The organism is Salipaludibacillus sp. CUR1 (assembly GCF_021028955.1).
In the GTDB taxonomy this organism is placed as follows: domain Bacteria; phylum Bacillota; class Bacilli; order Bacillales; family Salisediminibacteriaceae; genus Salipaludibacillus.
The window spans coordinates 1-15,631 of the sequence record NZ_JAIWPE010000008.1; the positions used below are offsets into that span (position 1 = coordinate 1).

The 15,631-nt window shown below is 42.5% G+C and carries 17 protein-coding genes; 1 reads left to right on the plus strand and 16 read right to left on the minus strand.

Annotation, left to right across the window (positions count from 1 at the left end):
* Positions 1–178: 178 nt before the first annotated feature.
* From dnaB to K8O68_RS00955, 11 genes are all read right to left on the minus strand, one after another.
* Complete coding sequence (gene dnaB / locus K8O68_RS00905) at positions 179–1,543, minus strand: replicative DNA helicase (RefSeq protein ID WP_230895065.1); 1,365 nt, start codon at positions 1,541–1,543, stop codon at positions 179–181.
* Between the two features lie 30 nt (positions 1,544–1,573).
* Entirely contained in the window at positions 1,574–2,017 is a 444-nt protein-coding gene (rplI, locus tag K8O68_RS00910; protein WP_230895066.1) for a 50S ribosomal protein L9, read from the minus strand.
* Positions 2,014–3,984: a DHH family phosphoesterase gene (locus K8O68_RS00915; protein ID WP_230895067.1), complete on the minus strand. Its 1,971-nt coding sequence runs from the start codon at positions 3,982–3,984 to the stop codon at positions 2,014–2,016. The genes rplI and K8O68_RS00915 overlap by 4 nt, the downstream gene beginning before the upstream one ends.
* A gap of 12 nt (positions 3,985–3,996) precedes the next feature.
* Positions 3,997–4,932 (minus strand): YybS family protein, encoded by a 936-nt coding sequence (locus K8O68_RS00920; RefSeq protein WP_230895068.1) that lies wholly within the window; start codon positions 4,930–4,932, stop codon positions 3,997–3,999.
* A gap of 172 nt (positions 4,933–5,104) precedes the next feature.
* Entirely contained in the window at positions 5,105–5,287 is a 183-nt protein-coding gene (locus K8O68_RS00925; protein ID WP_093053481.1) for a YuzK family famiily protein, read from the minus strand.
* Between the two features lie 241 nt (positions 5,288–5,528).
* The gene (gene rpsR / locus K8O68_RS00930; RefSeq protein WP_093053484.1) at positions 5,529–5,756 is read right to left on the minus strand and encodes a 30S ribosomal protein S18; all 228 of its coding nucleotides are present in this window, start codon (positions 5,754–5,756) and stop codon (positions 5,529–5,531) included.
* 49 nt (positions 5,757–5,805) lie between these two features.
* Positions 5,806–6,360: a single-stranded DNA-binding protein gene (gene ssb / locus K8O68_RS00935; RefSeq protein WP_230895069.1), complete on the minus strand. Its 555-nt coding sequence runs from the start codon at positions 6,358–6,360 to the stop codon at positions 5,806–5,808.
* Between the two features lie 41 nt (positions 6,361–6,401).
* Complete coding sequence (rpsF, locus tag K8O68_RS00940) at positions 6,402–6,689, minus strand: 30S ribosomal protein S6 (protein WP_093053488.1); 288 nt, start codon at positions 6,687–6,689, stop codon at positions 6,402–6,404.
* A gap of 221 nt (positions 6,690–6,910) precedes the next feature.
* Positions 6,911–8,011, minus strand: coding sequence for a redox-regulated ATPase YchF (gene ychF / locus K8O68_RS00945; protein ID WP_093053491.1), 1,101 nt, complete (start codon positions 8,009–8,011; stop codon positions 6,911–6,913).
* Between the two features lie 456 nt (positions 8,012–8,467).
* Positions 8,468–8,674, minus strand: coding sequence for a DUF951 domain-containing protein (locus tag K8O68_RS00950; protein WP_230895070.1), 207 nt, complete (start codon positions 8,672–8,674; stop codon positions 8,468–8,470).
* An 88-nt stretch (positions 8,675–8,762) separates the two neighbouring features.
* Entirely contained in the window at positions 8,763–9,788 is a 1,026-nt protein-coding gene (locus K8O68_RS00955) for a YkvI family membrane protein (protein ID WP_230895071.1), read from the minus strand.
* Between the two features lie 86 nt (positions 9,789–9,874).
* Between K8O68_RS00955 and yyaC the strand changes: the two genes are divergently transcribed.
* Positions 9,875–10,489, plus strand: a complete 615-nt coding sequence (gene yyaC / locus K8O68_RS00960) for a spore protease YyaC (protein ID WP_230895072.1) — start codon at positions 9,875–9,877, stop codon at positions 10,487–10,489.
* Between the two features lie 325 nt (positions 10,490–10,814).
* On the opposite strand, the gene K8O68_RS00965 is transcribed toward yyaC, so the two are convergent.
* The 5 genes from K8O68_RS00965 to noc form a co-directional block, all read right to left on the minus strand.
* Positions 10,815–11,522, minus strand: a complete 708-nt coding sequence (locus K8O68_RS00965) for a DUF554 domain-containing protein (protein ID WP_230895073.1) — start codon at positions 11,520–11,522, stop codon at positions 10,815–10,817.
* A 10-nt stretch (positions 11,523–11,532) separates the two neighbouring features.
* Positions 11,533–12,693 (minus strand): aminotransferase class V-fold PLP-dependent enzyme, encoded by a 1,161-nt coding sequence (locus K8O68_RS00970; RefSeq protein ID WP_230895074.1) that lies wholly within the window; start codon positions 12,691–12,693, stop codon positions 11,533–11,535.
* 126 nt (positions 12,694–12,819) lie between these two features.
* Positions 12,820–13,668, minus strand: a complete 849-nt coding sequence (locus K8O68_RS00975; RefSeq protein WP_230895075.1) for a ParB/RepB/Spo0J family partition protein — start codon at positions 13,666–13,668, stop codon at positions 12,820–12,822.
* Positions 13,661–14,422, minus strand: coding sequence for a ParA family protein (locus K8O68_RS00980; RefSeq protein WP_230895076.1), 762 nt, complete (start codon positions 14,420–14,422; stop codon positions 13,661–13,663). The genes K8O68_RS00975 and K8O68_RS00980 overlap by 8 nt, the downstream gene beginning before the upstream one ends.
* A 333-nt stretch (positions 14,423–14,755) precedes the next feature.
* Positions 14,756–15,604 (minus strand): nucleoid occlusion protein, encoded by an 849-nt coding sequence (gene noc / locus K8O68_RS00985; RefSeq protein WP_230895077.1) that lies wholly within the window; start codon positions 15,602–15,604, stop codon positions 14,756–14,758.
* Between the last annotated feature and the right edge of the window lie 27 nt (positions 15,605–15,631).

Here is a 15,631-nt window from a genome sequence, read left to right on the forward strand (position 1 = left end):
AAAAGGGAACAAGGTCGTTATATGCCTCGTCCGCCTTTTTTTAAAATTAACCCAAAATATTGTTTACATATATTAACATTGGTGTATTTATTTTACTTACGTGCAATCGTTATGGGTCTGACCCCCATCTGGAACTGAAAAAAAGAGACGCAATCTGCGTCTCTTTTTTTCATCCGTATTAAGCTCCCGGCGGCATATCCCCTTCGTCAAACCGTCTTTCCAGATTAACGAATTTGTTATATTCTTTCACAAAGGCAAGTTCAACGGTGCCGACCGGACCGTTACGCTGTTTAGCTATAATAATTTCAATAATATCTTTCTTCTCTGATTCCTGGTCATAATAGTCATCCCGGTACAAGAAAGCAACTATATCGGCATCCTGCTCAATACTTCCTGACTCACGGATATCAGACATCATTGGACGCTTGTCCTGTCTTGACTCTACTCCTCTTGACAGCTGGGAAAGGGCAATTACCGGCACTTCAAGTTCACGCGCGAGGCCTTTCAGCTCCCGTGAAATTTCAGATACTTCCTGCTGCCGGCCTTCACCGCTTCGGGCATCACCCTGAATGAGCTGCAAATAGTCAATCATGATCATACCCAGTCCCCGCTCCTGTTTTAATTTCCTGCACTTTGACCGGACATCCTTCACTTTAATTCCAGGGGTGTCGTCAATATAGATCCCGGCTTTAGAAAGGCTCCCCATAGCCATAGTGAGACGCTGCCAGTCTTCATCTTCCAGCCTTCCGGTACGAAGCCGTTGGGCATCAATATTCCCTTCCGCACAAAGCATACGCATCACAAGCTGGTCTGCTCCCATTTCCAGACTGAAGATGGCCACGTTTTCATCCGTCTTTGTCGCTACGTTTTGAGAAATATTCAGTGCAAATGCTGTCTTACCTACAGAAGGACGTGCCGCTACAATCACAAGGTCACTCCTTTGGAAGCCTGCTGTGATCCTGTCCAGTTCCGTAAATCCGGTAGGAATTCCGGTAACTTCCCCCGCTGTGTGCTGCAGCATTTCTATTTTATCGAAAGCCTCAATAAGCACATCTTTTATGTCCACAAATTCACCAGCATTTTTCTTTTGGGAGACCTCGAGAATCGATTTTTCGGCATCATTTAAAATAGCTTCCACATCTTCTTCAGCTGTATAGCCTTCTGAAGCAATGTTAGTTGCCACCCGGATCAGCCGTCTTAATAATGATTTCTCTTCAACAATCTGACTGTAGTACTCAATGTTGGCTGCAGTCGGCACAGCATTTGCCAGGTCACTTAAATATGAGACGCCTCCAATTTCTTCAAGCCATTTCTTTGTTTCAAGTTCATCAGTCACTGTTACCAGATCGACCGGTTCATTTTTTGACGAAAGGTCAAGCATGACAGTAAAAATATGCTGATGGGCCGTCCGGTAAAAATCTTCCGGAATTAAACGTTCAGAGGCGGTGACAAGAGCCTGGTCTTCCAAAAAGATGGCTCCCAGCACCGCCTGCTCAGCTTCAATATTTTGAGGTGGCGTTCGTTCGGCAAATAAGTCGGTCATGATGTGTGTCCCTCATTTCCCGTAATAGGATTACTCTTCAGCAACGTGTACTTTTAAAGTCGCTGTCACCTTTGGATGAACTTTCACTTTCACATTTGTATAGCCGAGTGATCGAATGGGTTCATCCATTTCAATTTTACGTTTATCAATTTTCATGTCCATTTTCTTTAACCGCTCTGCAATCTGTTTGTTAGTCACTGCTCCAAACAGCCTGCCGCCGTCTCCAGCTTTCGCCTTAAGCTCAATCGTTGTATTTTCAAGGTTCTCTTTGAACTTTTCGGCTTGTTCAAGCTCTTTTTCAGCTTGTTTCTCTGCGCTTTCCTGCTTTTTCTCCAGTGTCTTCATGTTACCTTTGCTGGCTTCGACAGCCAGATTATTTTTAATTAAATAGTTTCTGGCATACCCTTCTGATACATTTTTCACTTCACCTTTTTTCCCTTTTCCTTTTACATCCTTCAAAAAGATGACTTTCATGTGCCTTGTCCCCCTTTGAAATACTCATCAATTTTTTCTTTTAATTTCTCTTCAGCTTTTTCTATTGTGCTGTCTTTCAGCTGAGTAGCTGCGTTTGTTAAGTGCCCTCCGCCTTCCAGCATTTCCATAATAACCTGGACATTCACTTCTCCGAGTGAACGGGCGCTTATGCTGACCCGCCCGTCTGACAATTCGGATATAACAAATGAGGCGACCACATCATTCATCGTCAGCAAAGTATCAGCAGCCTGTGCGATAAGAACCTGGTTATACGGTTCATCCGGGTCTCCTTTGGAAATAGCCATGCCGCCGGAATAAATATAGGCATTTTCAACCAGTTTAGACCGCTTCACATACTGCTCTAAATCTTCCTTCAGCAGTTTCTGAACAAGCGTCGTATCCGCACCCCGGCTTCTAAGATAAGAAGCCGCGTCAAACGTTCTTGCACCTGTTCGTATAGCAAAGCTTTTTGTATCTACAATAATTCCTGCAAGTAAGGCAGTCGATTCCAGTACGTCTAAATCAGGCTGTGACGGCTGGTATTCAAGAAGTTCTGTCACGAGCTCTGCCGTTGAAGAAGCATACGGCTCCATGTAAACAAGAACCGCATCGTCAATAAAGTCCTCTCCGCGACGATGATGGTCGATAACAATGGTCCTGTCCATTTTATCCACAAGTTTCGGCTCCATAACAAGAGACGGTTTATGCGTATCGACTACTACAAGCAGAGAATCATCGGTAGCTTCCTCTCTCGCTTCTTCAGGAGTAATAAACTGGGCCCATAAATTGTCATGCTTCTCAATTTCTTCAAGGAGTTTATGAACACTCTGATTCACTTCATCAGGGTTTAAAATGACAAACCCGTCTTTCCCGTTAGCTTCTGCTATTTTAAGCATGCCAATTGCAGCTCCAATGGAATCCATATCCGGATTTTTGTGCCCCATGACAAATACTTTATCGCTCTCTACCACAAAATCACGGATCGCATGGGAAATAACCCGGGCCCTCACTCGTGTACGCTTTTCCATAGCGTTTGATTTACCGCCATAGAAGCGTACCTTGCCGTTTTTCTCTTTGATGGCAACCTGGTCGCCTCCCCGTCCAAGAGCTAAGTCAAGGCTGGACTGGGCTAAGCTTCCCAATTCCCTTAATGACGACTGCCCGCTGCCTATGCCGATGCTGAGGGTGAGAGATACCTTTTCTTTTCCCGTATTTTCACGGACTTCATCCAGGATTGTAAACCGGTTCTCTTCCAGGTTCTGCAGTGTTTCTTCATTGAAAACAGCAATAAACCGGTCTGAGGAGGTTCTTTTTACAAAAATATCATGTTCTCTGGACCAGTTGTTTAAAGCATCTGTGACATGCGTCAGCAGTTTACTGCGAACCTGGTCTTCCATCCCTTGGGTAACTTCATCGTAATTATCAAGATAAATATGAGCCAGGATTGTTTTTTCTTTCTCAAACAGTTCTTTGAATTCCTGTTCTTCAGTGACGTTTATAAAGTAAAGTAAACGTTCGTCAGGCTCGTGAAAAATACGGTAATTGTGTGCATTTATTTCAGCAAGAAACAGTTTTTTTTCATCATTCACCTCATTAATGAGGTCCCTGGAAAAAACTGAAATAGGAGATCCGACCAGGTCCTGTTCCATCAGCTGGGACAAATAAGGATTCGTCCATTGGATATGCCTCTCCTCATTGTAAAGAAGAATCCCGATTGGCAGATTAGTGACAGCTTCTTCCCCGGCTTTATTGACACGGTAAGTCAGCGTGGATATATATTCAGACAACTCTTTCTCAAATTGAATCCTTGCACGGATCATTAAAAATAAGACGCCGCCTAAACAGGCAAACCCTAAAACACCAAGTTGCCACTGGTAATAAGTTAATATGCCGTTGAACAGCACTGCGATACTGAACAGGGCGATAACGTGATATCCATGCCATTTTTTCAACAAGTATTTAGGCATTCTTCACAACTCCTATTTTTGCTCGTTCATTCGCTTTCTTAAGTCAAATCCTAAGTCAATTATACCTAAGATTCTTATAATATGAAGGAAAACCGGTAAAAGAAACGAAACACCGACAAGAAGCACGGGAATGACAGGGCTCAGGCGTTTACGATGAAAATAGAAAAACATAAAGGCAAAACCCTGGATGACCATCACTGCCTCAAGAACGGTAGCTAAGTTGGCTACAGCTGTGTGAATGGCTGTTCCTTCATCTACGCCAATCAGAATAAAAATGTAGGTAATCAAATAATACCAAATAAAGGCTTTTGGAAACCCCCATTCCCTAAATGGTGGAAAACGAACCGGTTCATATTTCTTTCTCTTTAACATCCAGAAGGCAATCAGCTGAACTGTAAGAGCCAGTCCTGCACCTGTCATCACCATTAAAGCTGGAGCTATAACAGCCATTTCATCTATCACTTCTGTGACAGCTTCTGTCGAAAAAGCTTCCTCATCCCCCATAAAAAACATCATGTCTTCTGTCATCTCAGCAGAATCTATCATCACATTCTGGATTTCCTCCACCGGGTTCACGCCAAGGAGAAGGACGCTTCCTACAAAAATAAGTACAATTGATCCTATAAAGCTGAATGAGCCTCCCGCTAAAACCGCAAAAGCGGGTTTTTTAAGCCGGAATAATTCTCCTATTACCACTCCACTCACTGAAAAAAGCATGGTAAGCGGCAAAGCTAACGGTCCAAATATTATAAACAAAAAGAAAAACGACAGGGTTGCTAAGACAGCTCCCGCCTTAAGATCATATTTATAAGTGAAAAAAATAAAAGGCACCGGCAAAAAGAGAAAAGTAACGAGCCCAATTACAGGCACCCATAGAGTAATAAACATGAGTACGAGGTACAAGCCCAGGTACACAGCTCCCTCTTGCAAGGCTTTCTGTCTGTCCATTTGTCTCTCCCTTCAAACACAACTTTCTCATGCACTATTCTCCATTTTATCATGTTCACGGTTAAAACCACAAAAAAATAAGCAATCAGCATCTACTGATTGCCCAAAATATATTAATGGGGGGTAAATTAAGGTTAAAGGCCGGTGCAATATTTTTAAAACGCTTCTTTATTTACCGGCTAATTTTACGGGATAATTCCTGCTCTGTCTGCAAGCTTTTCCGATACTCTTTTTCACGTTCTTGTTCAATTTTCACTTTTTGGTCAAGACTTTTCTTATAAACTTCGTGACCTACTCCGTGAGCCTGCTGGAGACTTTTCTCCATGTTTTCAGTATACTTCATATCATCAGACATGATTAAGATAACACCTCTCGCAATCTTGATGTGTTTTCAGCAATTTTGCTGATGGTTTATATATTCCACCACTGTCAGAATACTAAACATTCTTTTGGAAAAAAATTCTACACAACAAATGTGCAAAGATAAAAAGTTTATGCAACAGCGGGACATCCAAAACTTAAAGAACCTGCACTCTTGCACACATATAAAAAACCCCCCGCTGCCCTGTAAAGGCTTCGGGGGGTGTACTCCATAACTATTCAGTTACGAAAGGCAATAGAGCCATTGTACGCGCGCGCTTAATTGCGCGTGTTAATTGACGCTGATATTTTGCAGAAGTTCCTGTTACCCGGCGAGGAAGAATCTTTCCGCGCTCAGAAACGAACTTTCTTAGCAAGTCAGTGTCTTTATAATCGATATGCTTGATTTTGTTAACTGTAAAGTAACAAACTTTACGACGCTTTGGTCGTCCACGACGTGCCATGCGTATCCCTCCTTATAAATTATTTGTAACCGGACATTTCCGGTATCCTTTAGAACGGCAGGTCATCATCATTAATGTCAATCGGTTTCCCGTCACCGGCAAACGGATCATCATTCTGACTGCCCTGGCCTCCTTGATTTCCTTGGCCAAAACCACCTTGTCCAGGCCCCTGATTCGGGTTGTTCTGATAACCGCTGTTGTCATTCTGTTGTCCATAGCCGCCTTGGCCTGCACCTTGACCAGCATACTGGCCTCCGCCGCCAGATCCTCCGGAACCTCCGGAACCTCGGGGCTCCAGGAACTGCACACTTTCAGCTACTACTTCGGTCATGAAAACACGACGCCCTTCGTTATTATCAAAACTGCGTGTTTGAATGCGTCCGTCTACACCTGCCTGGCTTCCTTTTTTAAGAAAGTTGGCAACGTTTTCGGCTTGCTTCCTCCAAACCACACAGTTAATAAAATCGGCTTCCCGATTTCCCTGCTGGTTTGAAAATGGGCGATTTACAGCTAAAGTAAAAGATGCAACGGCAATACCGTTGGCAGTATACCGTAATTCAGGATCTTTTGTTAAACGTCCAACTAAGACAACACGGTTAATCATCCGAACTCCTCCCCGGAATGTGATCTTGACTTATTTTATTTCTATTCCTCTTCACGTACAGTCAACGTACGTAAGATATTGTCGTTAATAGAGCTTAAACGGTTAAATTCATCAAGCGCTTCTTTGCCTGCTGTTAATTTAAGCAGTACATAGAAACCTTCAGTGAAATCCTCGATTTCATAAGCAAGACGTTTCTTGCCCATTTCCTCCGTTTCAGTCACTTCTGCGCCATTGTCCGTTAAAATCTTGTTGAAACGCTCAACAGTTTCTTTAATTGCCGCTTCTTCCAAGTTCGGACGTACGATGTACATAATTTCATAGTTGCGCATGTTCTGTCACCTCCTTTTGGTCTAAGGCCCTTTCCGTGTCAGAAAGAGCAAGGAGCAAATGTCATTTCCTTTTGCTCGCAAGTGTATATTATAACAGATGATACACCCAGGGACAAGAAGAGAATAAAAGAATTTAATTTAGCGTCCGACTGCAGTGATGAAATCTTTATCTTAGCTTTTAAAAAAGCCGGTCCCAAAGGAACCGGCTCTGAATAAAACAGTTAAACATTAAAACGGAAATGAACGACATCTCCATCTTTCACAACATAGTCCTTTCCTTCAAGACGGACTTTCCCCTGTTCTTTAGCCACAGCCATAGAACCAGCCGCTACAAGATCATCATAGGAAACGACTTCGGCACGGATAAATCCGCGTTCAAAATCAGTATGAATGACTCCGGCTGCCTGAGGGGCTTTTGTCCCCTGGCGGATTGTCCATGCGCGTACTTCCTGCTTTCCTGCAGTAAAATAGGTTTCAAGGCCAAGCAGATTATATGCTGCCTTAATCAGCTGGTCAAGACCTGATTCCTCAATACCCAGGTCTTGTAAAAACTCTTCTTTCTCGTCGCCTTCAAGCTCGGCAATCTCAGATTCAATTTTAGCGCATACCACTATCACTTCAGAGTTTTCCTCTGCTGCAAATTCTTTTACCTGCTGGACATAAGGATTAGCGTCAGCATCCAGCAGTTCTTCCTCACTTACATTAGCTGCATACAGGACAGGCTTCCACGTTAAAAGATGAAGTCCTTTAACCAGTTTTTCCTGCTCTTTTGTAAATTCAACACTTCTGGCTGGCTTTTCATCTTCAAATGCGTCACGAAGCTTAGATAGAACCTCAAATTCAAATAATGCGTCTTTATCTTTCTGTTTTGCCATCTTTTCAACTTTTCCTATACGCTTTTCAACTGTTTCCAGGTCGGCCAGAATAAGCTCCAGGTTAATGACCTGAATGTCGCGAATCGGATCAACGCTGCCTGATACATGCGTCACGTTATCATCATTGAAACATCGGACCACATGTGAAATGGCGTCTACTTGACGTATATGGGAAAGAAACTTATTACCGAGGCCCTCACCTTTGCTTGCCCCTTCAACAATCCCTGCAATATCCGTAAATTCAAAAGCTGTCGGTACCGTTTTGTCCGGAACAACCATTTCAGTCAGAGTGTTTAAACGTTCATCAGGAACTTCCACAATTCCAACGTTAGGGTCGATCGTACAGAACGGGTAGTTTGCAGACTCTGCGCCTGCCTGCGTAATTGCATTAAACAATGTAGACTTCCCGACATTAGGAAGCCCCACAATTCCAGTTGTTAAAGCCATAAATCATTCTCCCTTATGTTTAGAAAAAATTTGGCTGACCGCCAAGTCCTGACGGACGCTCTGCATTTTTCTTATTCTATATTCATCCGGTTAACTCCAGGCAAAGACTCGCTGTGTTCACCTCAGTTGTCCCGTAATTTTTAAACCAATAATGACTATGATTAGTGCCAAAGGATAAAAAAAATTAAAAATTCCTGCCAAATACACATCCCTGTTAATTATAGATACTTCTTTTAAAAATGGCAACCGCAGTCCATTACCGGCTTCCTTAGACTTACGGCTTTAAGATTCAGTTTTTAAAATATGTCCCAAGCTGAACAATTACGGGTTTCATCGCAAAAGTCCTTTGCCTGACACCCAGCGTGGTTCAGTTTAAAATAATTAATCTCCTTAAAAAGTGTGAAACTTTCCGAATCTTAAAAAAACAAAGACTCACACGTCTGAATGTGCAAGTCTTTAAACTTCTGTGCTATTTGATTTCTCAAGCACGCGTTTCATTTTTTTAGTAAATTCTTTTCTTGGAATCATGACGCTGTGTCCGCAGCCAAGGCATTTAATACGGATATCCATTCCCATGCGAATAACTTTCCATTTATTTTCACCGCAAGGATGGGGCTTCTTCATTTCTACCACATCATTCAGCTCAAATGATTTATCACTCATAGCCTGCTCCCCTTTATTCATCGTTTTTCCTTATTATACACGATGAAGGTTCCATCTCTCCAGTCCTTAAAAACTGCCTCCAATGAACTCAGGCCGCAGTCTGGTCAAACCGGTTCACGATAGGATACAGCATAATGGAGGCTAGAATATATAAATTCATTAACCCGTATAGCGGATATAAAATACTGATCAGCTTCGAAAATCCAAATGTCGTTAATGGAATCATTAAAATCAGAAAAAACAGTGACAGGAGCCAGAAAGGCATTTTCAAGACAGGCTGAAAACGGGTGCAGAGACCAAGGATCCCTGAAGCTGCAGTTGTATATATAGCAGCCCACAATAACCCTGACATAACAAGCACCATAAAATAAGGGTAGTTTTTTAAAATGGCAAACAAAGGAATTTCATAAAGCATGACTTCCTGAGCCACGGCAATCAGGGACTGATTATACAAAAATGAAACTGTTCCGAGCAGAGCAGCACTGCCGAGACTCGCAATCCACAATTCCCCTTTATGGTTAATCTTTTTCCCGATTGCCCCAATAACAGCTACCAGAGGGAGGATATTTAAAGCGGTAAACGTAAAAGCCGATGGCCAGTTCCCTTGTTTATTCCAGGCAGAAGCCATATTGAATCCGTTTGTCCATTGAAAAACAAGCAGTGTACCGACCAGGAACAATATGAGCAGCGGGATAATCATTGCATTGATCGATGTCATCCCATTCAGTCCCCAAATAAACAGCAGCACGATTAAACTGGAAATAATAAAAACACCGTACCAGTAAGGAACGTGAAGAACTTCCAGTGTTGCCCCTCCCCCGGCGATCATTATTACTGTCGTTGAAAATAAATATAAAATAATCATTCCATCATAGAGGCCTGTCAACTTTTTCCCCATCAGTTTCTCTAACACCGGAATATAGTGTTCTGATTTCTGCTGGTAGCTGATTGACATAACCACATAGCAGCAGACAAAGAAAAGTATTGAAAAAAGCAGGATAGCAAGACCGCTTTCATAACCAAAAAACTGCCACAGCTCCCTTCCAGACGCATAGCCCGCCCCGATCATTGTTCCAATAATTAAAAACATCCATTTTAAACCTGATTTCCACACGTTTATCCCTCTTTTTCTTATCTGAGACGTATAGATCCCAATTGTGATCCGTATACTGTTACTACTATTTTTGAAATGAGGGTTGTATGATGGTTTATGGACAACTTTTTAGAGAAAAAAATAATAAATCTGAACGGTTCCATATGGAAGACCCTTTGGCTGTACAAAAACTGTCCAGAATAATTTTCTCCTGCCTGCCTTCTTCACCTGATGTTCCCGTAGTTGTCGTCTGTATTGGCAGTGACAGATCAACTGGAGATTCCCTTGGTCCGCTGATAGGCTCCAAGTTGCTGGAAAAGCGTTGCCCCCTTTTTTCTGTTTACGGCACACTTGACTCTACTGTTCATGCTAAAAATCTCGAAAACACGCTTGATTATATTCATAAAAATTATACAGATCCATTCATTATTGCTCTCGATGCCTGTCTCGGAAGAACTGAAAGCGTAGGATTTATGACCATCAGTGAGGGGCCTGTTATTCCCGGAGCCGCTGTTAAAAAGAAACTTCCTCCAGTTGGCGACATTCATATGACAGGGATTGTGAATGTTGGAGGATATATGGAAATGATGGTCCTGCAAAATACCCGCCTGTCGCTTGTGATGTCAATGGCTGATTCGATGGCTGAATCTTTGTGGAAGGCCGGGTGCTGGCAAAGTAACCGCCATCAGATTCTCTATCCGAAAAAAGAAGGAACGGTTTAATTAGGATCTCTCTCCTTAAGACACATATTTACAAAGATTTATTAAAATATCATTCTGCAGCTAAAGTATTACCATCACACTCTTATTAAACTTTGAGGAAAAGAGAATGTTAATTCAAAAAGATAAAACACAAAAAAATTATGGCGAGCGGCAGACGAGGCTTCTGCGGAAATAGCATGCCCCTGTAGAAAACACATCGTATTTTAGATGAGGTTGAGGTCATGCCCGCGGAAAGCTTCTGTCCAAAGCTAGCCATAATCATTTTGAACTGCGCTCATTCTATAAATTGAAATCTTTAATGTTCAGTTTTGTCCCAGGCTTCCTTCTATGAAAACCATTGACTGTATATAAGAACCAGCACGACTGCTACTATAAGAGCGGGCAGCAGATTCGCTATCCTTATTTTAGGAATCCCAAGCAGGTTCAAGCCGATTCCTATTATCATGATTCCTCCAACGGCAGTAATTTCACTGATAATCATATCAAGCCACGTTTCAGGTACCCATTGAACAATAAAGGTGGCTGCCAGAGCAATGGACCCTTGATAAAGAACAACAGGCAAGGCAGAGAACATCACTCCAATACCCATAGCTGCCGCAAAAACAATTGAGGAAAATCCATCCAGCACTGACTTTGTCAGCAGAACAGAATGGTCATTCCTAAATCCGCTGTCTAAAGCCCCTATAATAGCCATGGCTCCCACTACGAATAAAATCGTTGCAGCCACGAATCCCTCAGCCATTTTACCTCCGCTCTTCCGTTTCATTCGTCTTTCAAGCCAGTTGCCAATTTCATTTAATTTCCCTTCTAGGTTCCATCTTTCCCCGAGGACACCGCCTAAAGCGAGGCTGAAAATAATCAGCAGGAACTCCTGGCCTTCAAGAGCCATGGTAAAACCGAGAACTACTACAGCAAGGCCGATCGCTTTCATAACCGTCTCTCTCATCCCTGCCGAAAAGTGTTTTAATTTTACGCCAATCCAGGCTCCTGCCACTATAGCAAGCCCGTTGACGATTGTTCCAAATAAAACCATCCTGTCTCTCCTATTCCAATAAACCTTCTTTAATTTCTTTTATAGCATCGGTAAAAGTATCTACTTCTTCAAATGTGTTATATATGCCGAAACTGGCTCTTATTAGTCCTGAATCTGCCGTTTTATAGATTTTATGGGTAAGAGGGGCACAGTGGAGTCCCGCTCTCACAGCAATATTATAATGTTCATCAAGAATTATCGCCGCTTCGTTTGAGTCTACGCCCTTAATATAAAAGGACACGACCCCCAAACGTTCTTCTTCAGCCCCGGGGCCCACAATCTTTACACCTTCAATTGCTTCCAATTCTTTTATACAATAACTGGCCAGCTCTTTTTCGTGGCTGTGGATATAATCCAGACCATATTTTTCTACCGCTTCTAATCCTTTTAATAAACCTGCGATCCCTGGGGTGTTTAAGGTCCCGCTTTCCCAGCCCGCCGGCCAGATATCCGGCTGTGCAGGCAATTCAGACGCACTGCCTGTCCCGCCGACATGCACTGGTCTAAGTGAGACGTTATTTGCAACCATCAGCACTCCGGTGCCTTGGGGGCCTAACAGACCTTTATGGCCAGGAAAGGCAAGAAGGTCGATACCCATTTCTTTCATATCAATTTCAAGCACTCCTGCTGTTTGTGAAGCATCCACACAATACAGAGCAGGATGGTCTGCGACCAGGTCACCAATCTCTTTTACTGGAATAATTTCTCCGGTCACATTAGATCCATGCGTCACAATCACAAGTTTTGTACGGTCAGTCAAATGCCTCTTAACAACGTCTGCCCACTTCCCCGGAGAGGCCTGTCCGTCTGCCTGCAGGTAATCCACTGTTACTCCTTTTTCCCGTTTCAGCCTTTCCAGAGGTCTCCTTACAGAATTGTGTTCAAACACGGTAGCCAGCACATGGTCGCCTCTCTTCAATGTCAGACCTTCTATCGCCTGATTAAGTGCTGAAGTGGCATTATTTGAAAATACAACCCTGTCAGGTGAGTGGCTGTGAAACATTTTATTAAGCTTGCGCCTCGTTGTCTCGATGATACTGTTAGCCTGCCGGGCTAATTTATGGCCGCTCCTTCCAGGGTTAGCTCCATAACGTAATATCGCTTCAGATACTGCTTGTCCCACTTCCGGCGGTTTAGGAAAGCTCGAGGCAGCCTGATCAAAATAAATCATTGCTTCTCCTCCCTCCGTTCTTAGAAAAAGCGCCCCTGGTCCTCTGCTGCTTAGAGATGACAAACTTTAAAAGGTTTGTCTAATTTTCTCCAAGCGCAGATTTCCCGGGCCGCCTGACTTTTTAAGTTATTCTTCCTCTTGTTGATGAAGCAAATTCAAAATTCGTTCCAAGTCTTTGTCTGTAAAAAAGTCAATTTCTATTTTCCCTTTATTTTTTCCTTTTTTAATTTGGACGTTTGTTCCAAAATAGGATTTCAATACTGATTCTCTTTCCTTTAAGAAAGGGGTCAGCTTATTTTTTGAAGTTTCACGTGAAACATTATCGTTAGACCGCTGAATCCATTCTTCCAGTTGACGGACACTCATTTTTTCTTTAATTACTTTTTGAATGAGAGCTGTGAGCTGGTTCTCGTCTTTCAATCCTAAAAGCGCCCTGGCGTGCCCCATTGAAAGTTTTCCTTCTGACAGATACTGCTGAGCCAGCTGCGGCAGTTGCAGTAAACGGATATAATTTGCTATATAAGGTCTGCTTTTCCCCAGCCTTTTTGCAAGTTGTTCCTGTGTAACCTGAAGATGTTCCAGCAGTTTCTGGTACGCCTTCGCTTCTTCAAGCGGATTCAGGTCTTCTCTCTGAAGGTTCTCAATCAGAGCGATTTCCATCATATCATCTTCGGAAAGCTCTTTAACTACAGCAGGTACGGCTTTTAGCTTAGCTTCTTTAGCAGCCCGGTAACGCCGCTCCCCTGCGACAATTTCATATCCTTTAATACTTTTCCTGACGATAAGCGGCTGAAGGATGCCGTGCCGTTCGATAGAGGTTTTAAGTTCTTCAATTGTCTCTTTCTCGAAAACTTTTCTGGGCTGGTATGGGTTCGGACGCAGGTCTGCGAGTTTAATGTCTTGTACGTGATCTCCCTGCTCTTGTGAAGCGTCAGGAAAGAAAGCCCCAATTCCTCTTCCTAGTCCTCTAGCCATGAGTCATCACTTCCTTCGCTAGATCTAAATAAACTTCTGCGCCTCTCGATTTAGGATCATATGTAATGATCGGTTCACCATGACTCGGCGCTTCACCGAGACGGATATTCCTTGGAATAATTGTTTGAAAAACTTTTTCCCTGAAATATTTTTTCACCTCTTCAATCACCTGAATGCCAAGGTTGGTTCGTGCATCAAGCATTGTTAATAATACCCCTTCAATTTCCAGGTCATGATTAAGGTGTTTTTGAACAAGGCGTACTGTATTTAACAGCTGGCTCAGCCCTTCCAGCGCATAATATTCACATTGTACAGGAATCAGCACAGAGTCTGCGGCTGTTAAAGAGTTTAAGGTAAGAAGCCCAAGTGAAGGAGGACAATCAATAACGATATAATCATAATTACGTTTTATATCCTCTATCGCCCGTTTCAAACGAACTTCTCTCGAAATTGTAGGAACAAGTTCAATTTCAGCTCCTGCAAGCTGGATTGTGGAAGGAATGATAAATAAATTTTCCATTACTGTCGGCACAATAACATTTTCAGCTTTCTGATCTTCTACGAGTACATTATAAATACATTCATCAATGTCACCTTTATTTACTCCAATACCGCTGGTTGAATTCCCCTGTGGATCCACATCGATCATCAGAACTTTGTTGCCCTCTTGAGCAAGACAAGCACTTAAATTGACTGCTGTAGTCGTTTTACCTACTCCGCCTTTTTGATTTGCAATAGCTATCACTTTTCCCATTTTGTCACCTGCCTAACTGCAAACGCTATTTTTCCTGTTACGGTAAGGGAAATATTTTATCTCCTGCTGAAAAATTAGTCATTTTTTTCAGACTTTAAACATTTCTTTTATTTTATCACGAAAAACACAGAGTGGATTAAATCGTTTCCTAAAAAATATTAAAAATGACTATTGGAGGAAGAATTAAGGGAAACTCCTGCTCTCAAGGCATTGAGCCTGGCTCAATCCAACTTACCTCCCTGCCCGGACCCGGGACTATATATACAGAAAAGCCAGTCAAAAAACCGTTCACGCCTCAGCAGGCGGAACGGCTTCTGATAATCTGTTAAATAATTATTTTTTAGGAATGCGGATCGTAAACTGGTAATACTCTTCATGCTCTTCTTCGTTTGTATCAATGCTCATACCTGTCTGAGCGACCATATCAACTGATTTTCTAATCGTATTCATCGCAAGCCTGGTGTCTTTCGAGACAGCTTTACGGATCGCTTTCGGTTTCTTTTTCTCAGGTTCTTCCGAAAGCTTTGCAATTACTTCTTCAGTCTGTTTAACATTTAACTCTTCTTCGATAATCCTTGCCAGCACTTTCTCCTGCTTTTCTGTATCCTTAAGGACGATTAATGCCCTGGCATGCCTTTCAGTAATCTGACGGTTCAGCAAAGCTTTCTGAACCGCTTCCGGTAAATTTAACAATCTTAATTTATTTGCTACTGTGGACTGCCCTTTACCAAGCCTCTGAGCCAAGCTTTCCTGAGTCAATCCGTGCAGTTCTATTAATTTAGCATATGCTGTAGCTTCTTCAATAGATGTTAAACCTTCACGCTGGAGGTTTTCTATGAGAGCGACAGATGCGGTTTTTGTATCATCCAGATTTTTAATAACAGCGGGAATTTTTTCCCAGCCAAGTTTTGTAACTGCACGCCAGCGGCGTTCTCCTGCGATAATCTCATACTTGCCGTTACTCTCACGAACAACAATCGGCTGAATAATTCCATGGGTATTTATCGTTTGAGCTAATTCATCTATTTTTTCATCATGAAAAACCGTTCGCGGCTGGTACCGGTTCGGAACGATCTCTGATACAGGAAGTTTATGGACTTCTTCCCTTTCGCTGATTAACTTCTCTTCAGTCTCTTCATTTTTATCATTCAAACCAAACAGCTTTGAAAATGATTGTTTCATGGCGACACCACCTTCAGAAAACTACCT